This window comes from Streptomyces bohaiensis, from assembly GCF_012033785.1.
Taxonomy (GTDB): Bacteria; Actinomycetota; Actinomycetes; order Streptomycetales; family Streptomycetaceae; genus Streptomyces; species Streptomyces bohaiensis.
Genome location: NZ_JAAVJC010000171.1, coordinates 1 through 10,236, shown reverse-complemented (window position 1 = coordinate 10,236; position 10,236 = coordinate 1). Strand labels below are relative to the sequence as shown.

Annotated in this window: 7 protein-coding genes; all 7 read left to right on the top strand. The window is 75.9% G+C overall.

Annotated elements, in window-relative coordinates:
* A partial coding sequence (alr, locus tag HCN52_RS17110) for an alanine racemase (protein ID WP_245175226.1) occupies positions 1-1,196 on the top strand: 1,196 nt, incomplete at its 5' end.
* The gene (locus HCN52_RS17105) at positions 1,193-2,299 is read left to right on the top strand and encodes a D-alanine--D-alanine ligase family protein (protein ID WP_168089326.1); all 1,107 of its coding nucleotides are present in this window, start codon (positions 1,193-1,195) and stop codon (positions 2,297-2,299) included. The genes alr and HCN52_RS17105, both read left to right, overlap by 4 nt.
* A gap of 70 nt (positions 2,300-2,369) precedes the next feature.
* Positions 2,370-3,878, top strand: coding sequence for a histidine kinase (locus HCN52_RS26220; protein WP_168089325.1), 1,509 nt, complete (start codon positions 2,370-2,372; stop codon positions 3,876-3,878).
* Positions 3,879-4,057: 179 nt separating this feature from the next.
* A complete protein-coding gene (locus HCN52_RS17095; protein WP_312876741.1) occupies positions 4,058-4,717 on the top strand; it encodes a response regulator in 660 nt (219 codons plus the stop codon).
* Positions 4,718-4,922: 205 nt separating this feature from the next.
* Positions 4,923-5,747, top strand: coding sequence for an ArsR/SmtB family transcription factor (locus HCN52_RS17090; RefSeq protein WP_168089324.1), 825 nt, complete (start codon positions 4,923-4,925; stop codon positions 5,745-5,747).
* A gap of 41 nt (positions 5,748-5,788) precedes the next feature.
* The gene (locus HCN52_RS17085) at positions 5,789-7,306 is read left to right on the top strand and encodes an MFS transporter (RefSeq protein WP_312876740.1); all 1,518 of its coding nucleotides are present in this window, start codon (positions 5,789-5,791) and stop codon (positions 7,304-7,306) included.
* A 359-nt stretch (positions 7,307-7,665) separates the two neighbouring features.
* Positions 7,666-10,236: terpene synthase family protein (locus HCN52_RS17080; RefSeq protein ID WP_312876739.1), on the top strand; the 2,571-nt coding region annotated here is incomplete at its 3' end.

Genomic DNA, 10,236 nt, shown 5'->3' with positions numbered 1-10,236 from the left:
GGACGGCGAGCGGTGGACGACGGTCGTCACCCGCGCCCGCCGGCGCCCCGTCGCCGCCGCCCGGGTCGCTCCCCGCCGTGCCGACCCGGCACGTCGACCTCGCCGCCGTCGCCGCCAACACCCGGCTGCTGTCGGAGCGAGCAGGCGGTGCGGTGATGGCGGTCGTCAAGGCCGACGGGTTCGGCCACGGCGCGGCGGCCGTCGCCCGCACCGCGCTGGCGCACGGGGCGCGTTCGCTGGGGGTCACCTCGATCGAGGAGGCGCTCGCCCTGCGCCGGGCCGGGCTCACCGCCCCGGTGCTCAGCTGGCTCAACGCGCCCGGCGCCGACTTCGCCGCCGCGCTCGCCGCGGACGTCCAGACGGCGGTGCCGTCCGGGCGCCTCCTCGCGGCGGTGGCGGCCGCCGCCGGCCGCACGGGGCGGCGAGCCGTGGTCCACCTGCACGCGGATGTCGGCATGGCGCGCGACGGCGCCGCACCCCAGCAGTGGGCGCGGCTCTGCGCGGACGCCGCGGCGGCCGAGCGGTCCGGCGCGGTCCGCGTGGTAGGGGTGATGGGCCATCTGGGGTGCGCCGACCGCGCCGACGACCCGTGCGACCGGGACGCCGCCGCCCGCTACCGCGCGGCGGTGGACGTCGCGCGTGCCGCGGGACTGCGGCCCCGGGTGCGCCACCTCGCGGCGACCGCCGCCGTCCTGGACGCGCCCGCCACCCACTTCGACCTGGCCCGGGTCGGGGCCGGTCTCGTCGGTATCGACCCGACGGGGCGGCGGCGGCTCCGCCCCGCGCTGACGGTGACCGCGCCGGTGGTCGGGGTGCGGACCGTGCCGGCCGGCAGCCGGGTCGGCTACGGCCACGACCACCGCGTCACGCGCCCCAGCCGGCTGGCCCTGCTGCCGCTGGGGTACGCGGACGGACTGCCCCGCACGGCGACCGGCCGCGCGGCGGTGCTGCTGGGCGGGCGCCGCCGGCCGCTCGTCGGCCTCGTCTCCATGGACCAGGTCGTCGTCGACGTCACGGACCCGCCGTCCGCCCCGGGCCCCGCGGTGCGCGCCGGCGACCGCGCGGTCGTGCTGGGGCCGGGCCGCGCCGGGGAGCCGACCGCCGAGGACTGGGCCCGCTGGTCCGACACCATTCCGCACGAGATCGTCACCGGGTTCGGGCCGCGCGTCCGCCGGTTCACCGAGGAGTACCGATGACCGCGAGCCACCTCGCCACCGCCGACCGTTCCCCCGTGCTCTCCGCTGCTCCTGAGAGCCCCACCGCCGTCCCCACCGCCGTCCCCGCCGTCGGTGCCGCGCCGCGTCCGGCCTCCCGCCGGGAGCGGCCGCGGGTCGCCGTCATCGGCGGAGGCCGCAACTGCGAGCACGAGGTCTCGCTCGCCACCGCCGCCTCGATCCGGCGCGCTCTGGACGCCGACCGCTGGGAGGTACTGGGCCTGACCATCGGACGGGACGGCGTCTGGCACCGGGTCACCGACGCCGGCGCGGATGCACCGCTGGGCGAGGGCCCCGCCGACTCGCTCGCCGCCGCCCTGACGCTGCTCGCCGACTGCGACCTGGCCTTTCCCGCCGTCCACGGCCCGCTGGGCGAGGACGGCACCCTCGCCGGGCTGCTGGAACTGGCCGGCCTCCCCTACGTGGGGGCGGGTGTCCGCGGCGGCGCGCTGGCGATGGACAAGTGGGCCACCAAACTCGTCGCCGTCGCCTGCGGGCTGTCGGTCGCGCCCGGCCGGGTGGTCACCGCCGAGGAGATCGACCGACTGGTGTGGGACGGGCCCGTCGTCGTCAAGCCGGTCGCCGCGGGCTCCAGCCACGGCGTGACCCTGGTGCGCGCCGCCGACCGGCTCCGTCCCGCCCTCGACGCCGCGCTGGCGCTGGACGACCGGGTCCTGGTGGAGGAGGTCGTCCAGGGCCGGGAGGTCGACATCGCGGTGCTGCGTCGCGCGGACGGCACGCTCCTGACGGGTCCGGCACTGGAGATCGGGGTGCCGGCGGGACGGCTCTTCGACACCGGGCTGAAGTACGAGGGCGCGCCCGACTTCCGCGTCCCCGCCGAGCTGCCGCCCGCCGCCCTCGCGTCCATGGAGCGAGCGGCGCGGCAGCTCTTCGCCGCGCTGGGGTGCGACGGTGTCGCGCGGTTCGACTTCTTCGTCACCGCCGAGGGCCGCCTGGTGCTGAACGAGGTCAACACGACGCCCGGCATGACCGAGCACTCCCAGGTACCCCTTATGTTCGCCGCGGTCGGCCTGCCGTACCCGCGCCTCCTCGACGACCTGCTGGCCGGCGCCGACCGAGCGTGACGCCACCCACCCCCGTGGCCGGTCCGCCTCCCGCGGGCCACCGAAAGCCCCTGAACGAGACGAGCAGGACGTGACACCAGACCCCCACCACGCTCCCGGCGGACCCCGCCCCGCCGGCCGCGCCCCGTCCTGGCCGGGCGGCCCCGAACGCCCCGGCCGCCCTCCCGAACGCCCCGGCTACCCTCCCGAGCGGCCCGACCACCCTCCCGAGCGGCCCACCGGCCCCGCCCGGTGGGCGGGGCTGGCCCGCGATCCGTGGGTCCGCGACATCCTGCTGGGCCTCGTCGTGCTGCTGCTGGCGTTGGTCGAGCTGAACCGCGAGGTCCCCTACTACCTCGCCGACACCACCCCCGGGCACGTGCCGGTGCTGCTGCTGGCCGCGGCGGTCGCGTGCCACCGCGGTGCCCCCGGCACCGCGCTGCTGCTGGGCTGGGCCATGCTCGGCTGGCAGGTGCTGGTCGGTTCGCCGTTCTTCCTGACGCAGCTGGCCGCGGTGTCGGTCCTCTACGGTGCCGCGCGCTACGGCGGCACGGTGGTGGTGTGGCTCTCCGGTCTCTCGGTCGTCGGGACGGTCGTGTTCGTCGCGGCCTACGCGTACCGGTACGGCCGGGACGTGCTGGGCACCTACCGCTTCGGGCTCGACATCTGGCTGTGGCGGATCGCCGACGCGGGGATGTCCGCGTCGACCCTGCTGCTGGGGGCGCTGACCGTCACTTCGCTGCCGTGGTTGCTGGGGATGGTGCTGCGGCTGCGGGACGCGGCCCGCGCCTCGCGGGAGCGGTCCGCCGCCGCCGAGCAGGCCCGGCTCCGCGCGGAGGCGGACCGGGTCGCCGCCGAGGAGCAGCGGTCCCGCGCCGAGGCCCAGCGCTCCGAGGCGCAGGAGATCGCGGGGCTGCGGGAGGGGCAGGCCCGGCTGGCCCGCGACGTCCACGACGTCGTCGGCCACTCCCTGGCGGTGATCCTGGCCCAGGCGGAGTCCGCGCAGTTCCTGGCCGACGACGACGTCGAGGGCAGCCGCCGGACGATGGCGAACATCGCCGTCTCCGCCCGGCAGTCGCTGCGCGACGTCCGCGAGGTGCTGGCCTCGATCGCCGGGCCGGACGGCCCGGGGCTCGCGCCGACCGGCAGCCCGGACACCCTGATCGAGGACGTGCGGGCCGCCGGGGGCGACGTGCGGGACCATGTCATCGGGACCCCGCGCCCGCTGCCGTCCGACGTCGAGACGGTCGCGTTCCGGGTCCTCCAGGAGATGCTGACCAACGCCCTGAAGCACGGGGTGCGCGGAGAGCCGGTGCTGGTGGAGCGGCACTGGGACGACCAGTTGAGGATCGAGGTGCGGAACGCGGTGAGTCCGGGAACAGCGGCAGGGGTGCCGGGCATGGGGCTGGAGGGGATGCGCGCGCGGCTGGAGACGGTCGGCGGCCGGCTGTCGGTGGCGCGCCACCCCGGCCACGCGGCCGACGAGGAGACGGCGGACGATCCGGCGACGGCCTGGGCGCCCGCCGGCGGCGGACGCCGGCCGGACAGCTGGACGGCCACCGCGTGGATTCCGCTGGCCGCCACCGGGGCGCACCCGTGAGCGCGGACGAGCGCCCCGCGCCGCCGCCCGCCCCGCAGGAGCCGCCGGTGCCACCGGTGTCGCCCGAGCCCGGCGTCCCGGACGAGCGCCCCGTCACGTCCGCGGTGCCGGACGGGCCGCCCCGGTCGACGGCCGCTCCGGCTGCCGGGCCCGGCCCGGCAGCCGGCGAGCCGGAGCCCATCCGGGTGGTGCTCGTCGACGACCAGGCGCTGTTCCGGGAGGGCGTCGCCGTCATGATCAACGCCCAGCCGGGCATGACCGTGGTCGGGCAGGGCGCGGACGGCGCCGAGGCGGTGCGGCTGGTGGACGAGTTGAGCCCCGACGTGGTGCTGATGGACATCCGGATGCCGGTGCTCGACGGGGTCGAGGCGACGCGGCAGATCTTCGGCCCCAGCCGCGCCGCGCGGCGCCGGAAGCCGGTGCGGGTGGTCGTGCTGACCACCTTCAACCTGGACGACCGCGCCGCCACCGCCATCCGGTACGGCGCGAGCGGGTTCCTGCTGAAGGACACGACCCCGGTGATGCTCGGTGACGCCATCCGCACGGTCCACGCCGGGAACGCCGTGCTGGCGCCGCAGGACCTCGCGACCCTCCTGGAGGGGACGTTCCGGCCGCGCCGCCCCGTCCCGCCGGGGCTCGACAACCTGACGGGGAAGGAACGCGAGGTGCTGGCGGCGGTCGCCGCCGGGATGAGCAACGCCGAGATCGGCGCGAAGGTCTTCGTCAGCGAGTCGACGGTGAAGACCCACGTCGGGTCCATCCTGCGGAAGCTGGGGCTCCGCGACCGGGTGCAGATCGTGGTCTTCGCCCACGAGCACGGCCTCAACGAACCGGGCTGATCCCCTCCCCGCGGTCTTCCACTCCGCCGCCGCCACGCCTCGCGCCGTCCACAGCCTGTGGACGGCCCGAGGCGTTGTATGCCCGCCCCCGGCCCCTCGGGCGGCCTCGACGCCATGCGAAGCCGGCCCAAGCCAACAGTTCTTTGCCAACGGTTCTTTGCCAAGAGGTCTTTGCAAAGAACTGTTGGCGCTCTACGCTGCTGCCATGCACAGTGAGGCAGACGACTCGACCAGCCACCCGGCAGGCGCCGTGAACGCCGCGGACGGCACCCCGCCCGAGGCGCCGGACGCCGTGGCGCCGACCGACACCCGGCCGGACCCCTTCGCCGGGCGGAGCACGGCGCGGCTCGACGCCCGCAGCCTCCGGGCGGTGGCCCACCCCCGCCGGCTGCGGATGCTGGGCGAGCTGCGCCGCCACGGACCCTCCACCGCCACCCGCCTCGCCGCCAAGCTCGGCATCAACACCGGCTCCGCCAGCTACCACCTGCGCCAGTTGGCCGACGTGGGCCTGGTGGCCGAGGACCCGGCGGAGGGCACCTCGCGGGAGCGCTGGTGGCGGGCCGCCCACGAGATGACCCGGTTCGACGACCGCGAGCTGCTGGTGCAGGAGCCGGAGGCGTCGATGGCGTACATCCAGGCCATCGAGTCCTTCTACACCGCCCGGCTGCGCAGCGGCGTCGAGGCGTATCAGGACATGCCCCGGGAGTGGCAGCAGGTCTTCACCATGTCCGACGTCTCGCTCCGCCTCACCCTGGCCGAGGGCGAACAGCTGCGCGACGAGCTGGCCGAGGTCCTCGCCCGGTACCGGTGGGAGGACCCGAACGCGCCCCGCGAGGTGCCGGCGGACGCCGAGTACGTCAGCGCGGTGACCCTGGTGCTGCCGGAGCCGGCCCCGCGCGAGGACGCCGAGGGTGGTGCCGAGGCCCAGGACGCCCACGCCGGCGGGGACGACGGGAGCGGCGGGGACGCGCGCCTCGCTCCCGGTGCGGGCCGTTCCCGACCGCCGGCCGGTGACGGGCCGGAGCGGTGAGCCGCCCGACCGACCCAGCGTCACCGGCGTCACGACCGGCCGTGGGGCAGGGGGAGGGGCTGCGTCCGCTGGTCGGGTTGCTCGCCGCGCTCGCCGTCGCCCTCACCGGGACCCGTGTCTCCGCCATCGCGATTCCGTGGTTCGTCCTCGTCACCACCGGCAGCGCGGCCCTGACGGGGCTGGTGGTGTTCTGCGAGATGGCCCCCTATGTGGTGGCGAAGACCCTCTCGGGCCCGGTGCTCGACCGGACCGGGGCCCGCCGCGTCTCCTGGACCACCGACATCGGCAGCGCGGTGGCCGTCGCCGCGGTGCCCCTGCTGCACTTCGCGGGCGCGCTGCCGTTCTGGGGGCTGCTGGTGCTGGTGGCGCTCGCCGGTGCCGCGCGGGGGCCCGGCGACCTCGCCAAGCAGGTGATGGTCCCCGAGGCCGCCGACCGCAGCGGTGTGGTGCTGGAGCGGGCCACCGGCCTTGCGGGGATGGTCGAGCGGCTGGCCTCGACGGTCGGCCCGTTCGCCGGAGGTCTGCTGATCGCCGTCACCAGTCCGCTCGCCGGTCTGCTGGTGAACGCGGTCTGCTTCGCGCTGGGCGCGGTGATCATCGCCGTCGTCCTGCCCCGCGGCATGGGGCGGTCCCCCGACCTCGGCCCGGGCGGACCGGCCGGGCCCGCGGACGGTCACGACACGGCAGCCGCCGACGCCGGAGCCGCCCGCGGCGCGCCGCCCGGCACCTCGCCCGGCGCCGACGACCCGCGCGCCGACGACCCGCGGGTCCCCGAGCCGGCGGAGGTCCTGCGGAACGGGACGGCGCCACCCGCCACGGTGGCGGGGAAGGACGGCTACTGGCGTCGGTTGGCCGGCGGTTTCCGGTTCCTGCGGACCCAGCCGCTGCTGCTCCTGCTGTACGTCACCGCGGCGGTGACCAACCTGCTCGACGCCGCCTTCACCTCCGTGATGCTGCCGGTGTGGGTGGAGTCCTCCGGCCACGGGCCCGCGACCATCGGTCTGCTCGCCGCCGCGATGGGCGGGACCGCGGTCCTGGGCAGCACCGTCGCGGCGGTCTGGGCGCACCGGCTGCCCCGTCGCGGGGTGTACTTCGCGGGCTATCTGGTGGCCGGGGCGCCCCGCTTCCTCGCCATGGCCCTGGGCGCGCCGCTCTGGGTGGTGGTGCTCACCTTCGCCGTCGGCGGCCTCGGGGCCGGGTTCCTCAACCCCGTCATCTCGGCGGTCTGTTTCGAGCGGATCCCGCGACCGCTGCTGGGGCGGGTCACCTCGGTGGGCACCTCCCTGGCGTGGGCCGGTATGCCGCTGGGCGGGCTGTTCGGCGGCCTCGCCGTCACCGCGGTCGGGCTGGTGCCGGTGCTCGTCTGCTCCGGCCTGCTGTACGCGCTCGTCACCACCGTCGCGGGACTGCGGCCGGAGTGGCGCGCGATGGACCGGGCCCGGGCCGCCGCCCGACGGCGCGATCGCGCCCCGTCCACCGACGGCCCACCGGAGGACGCGCGGCGGGATCCGGCCGACGGCCCGGTGGCCGGCCCCGGTGCGTCCGCAATGCGGCGATGACGACCGGCCCTGCCGGGTGGCCTGCCGCACTGCCGGTGCGACGCCACTGCGACACGCCGACGGCGCGGCGTGTCGCGGTTGGTTTCCCCGGACGGTTCGTTGTGCGCCCAGGCGTCGCACGCCCCCGGCGTACCCGGTGGCGTCCCGGGCGGCCGTACCGGCGGGACTGCCTCTCCGCCGCACTCCCGCGCTGTTCCGCGGCACTTTCAGCGGTTCTCCCCGCCGGAGCGCACGCGCCGTGGTCGGGGTTCTTCGGCTTGTACGACCTTTGCGGCGTCGGGATGGCGCGCACGGGGCCCGGGTAGTTCCCGGCCGTCCGGGTCACCGGACGGCACGAACAGCTCAGGAAGGCTCCCCCGGTGTCAGCACAGCCGTTCACTCTGCCCGACTTCTACACCCCGTATCCGCCGCGGCTCAGCCCGCACGTGGAGCAGGCACGGCAGCACACCCGCGCCTGGGCCCGCCGCATGGGGATGCTGGAGGGCTCGGGCGTCTGGGAGCAGAGCGACCTCGACGCCCACGACTACGCGCTGCTGTGCGGGTACACCCACCCCGACACCGACGCCGAGATGCTCAGCCTGATCACCGACTGGTACGTGTGGGTCTTCTTCTTCGACGACAACTTCCTGGAGGCGTACAAGCGCACCCAGGACCGCGAGGGCGGCAAGTACCACCTCGACCGCCTGCCGGCCTTCATGCCGATGGACCTCAGCGCCGGTTTCCCCGAGCCGGAGAACCCCGTCGAGGCCGGCCTCGGCGACCTGTGGCGCCGCACCGTCCCGGAGCGGTCCGCCGCCTGGCGCGCCCGGTTCGCCGAGTCCACCGAGCACCTCCTCAACGAGTCGCTCTGGGAGCTGTCCAACATCAACGCCGGGCGGGTCGCCAACCCGGTGGAGTACATCGAGATGCGCCGCAAGGTCGGCGGCGCCCCCTGGTCGGCCGGGCTCGTGGAACACGCGGCCGGTGCCGAGGTACCCGCGGCGGTCGCATCCTCCCGGCCGCTGCGGGTGCTGCGTGACGCGTTCTCCGACGCCGTCCACCTCCGCAACGACCTGTTCTCCTATCAGCGGGAGGTCGAGGACGAGGGCGAACTGAGCAACGGCGTCCTCGTCCTGGAACGCTTCCTCGGCTGTTCCACCCAGGAGGCAGCCGACGCCGTCAACGACCTGCTGACCTCCCGGCTCCAGCAGTTCGAGCACACCGCCCTGACCGAGTTGGCGCCGCTCTTCGCCGAGCACGCCCTGGACCCGGCCGCCTGCGCCGACGTCCTCGCCTACGCCAAGGGCCTCCAGGACTGGCAGGCCGGCGGCCACGAGTGGCATCTGCGGTCCAGCCGCTACATGAACGACGGCGGTGCCGCCGCCGGCTCCGGCTCGCCGCTGACGGGCGGCTGGTCGCCTCCCGGCCCCACCGGCGTCGGCACCGCCGGCCAGGTGGTGCTCGGCGCCCAGGTCAAGGCGCTGCTGGGCAGCACGCGTTCCGGTCTGCGGGGTCTGCGGCGGCACGGCCACACCCCGCACCAGCGGGTCGGCCCGTCGATCCTGCCGGAGTTCGACATGCCGTTCGCCGTCCGGCTCAGCCCCCATCTGGAGAGCGCCCGCCGCGCCACTGTGGAGTGGGGCGAGGCGATGGGCATGCTCCGGCCGCAGCCCGGCGTCCCCGCCTCCGACATCTGGGACCGCGACCGGCTCGCCGGCTTCGACTTCCCGCTGTGCGCCGCCGGCATCCACCCCGAGGCCACCGCCGAGTCCCTCGCTCTCAGCTCGCAGTGGCTGACCTGGGGCACGTACGGGGACGACTACTTCCCGGTGGTGTTCGGCCGCACCCGCGACATCGCGGGTGCCCGTGCCTGCAACGCGCGTCTCGCGCTGTTCATGCCGCTGCAGGGCGCGTCGGCCGTGCCGCCGTCGAACGCGCTGGAACGAGGACTCGCCGACCTCTGGGCCCGGACGGTCGCCCCCATGCCCCCCGCCGCCCGGGTGTCGTTCCGCGCCTCGCTGGAGACGATGACCGCCAGCTGGGTGTGGGAGCTGGAGAACCAGGCGGCGCACCGCGTGCCCGACCCGGTCGACTACATGGAGATGCGGCGCGCGACCTTCGGCTCCGACTTCACCATGAGCCTGTGCCGACTGCGGCGGGCGGACGTCATCGCCCCCGAGGTCTACGCCAGCGGCCCTGTCCGCTCCCTGGAGAACGCCGCCGCCGACTACGCCTGCCTGATCAACGACGTCTTCTCGTACCAGAAGGAGATCGAGTTCGAGGGGGAGGTGCACAACTGCGTCCTCGTCGTGCAGACCTTCTTCGAGTGCGACTACCCGACGGGCCTGCGGATCGTGGACGACCTGATGCGGTCGCGGATGAGCCAGTTCCAGCACGTCGTCGCCCACGAGCTGCCGGTCCTCTACGACGACATGCAGCTGGGCACCGAGGCGCGCGAGGCGATGGGCGCCTACGTGAAGGACCTGGAGAACTGGCTCTCCGGCATCCTCCTCTGGCACCGCGAGTGCCGCCGCTACCGCGAGGAGGACTGCCTGGAGGCGGTCCGGGCCCAGTCGGCCGCCGCCGCACCGCCGTTGCCGAGCGGTTCCGCGCCGTTGCTCACCCCGGTGCCGTCCTCCGCCGCGGTGCCTCCCGCCCCGCAGCGCCCCGGCGGCTCCCGCTCGCGGTTCCACGGCCCGCCGCCGTTCCCCTCCCGGGGCTCGGCTGCCGCCGACCGGGCGACGGACGACGATCCGCTCGCGACCCCGGCCGCCCGGACGCTGCTCGCCGACCCGGGCGACCTCCCGGCGGTGGCGCACGGACCGGTGTCCTTCGGCGCCGGGCACGCGCCGGTCCCGGCGGCGAGGGCGTCGGAGCCGGAGGCGGCGTCGACCGGCGCCACCCGGCCGGTGATCCCGGTCGGCCCCACCGGCCTCGGCACCACCGGCCTC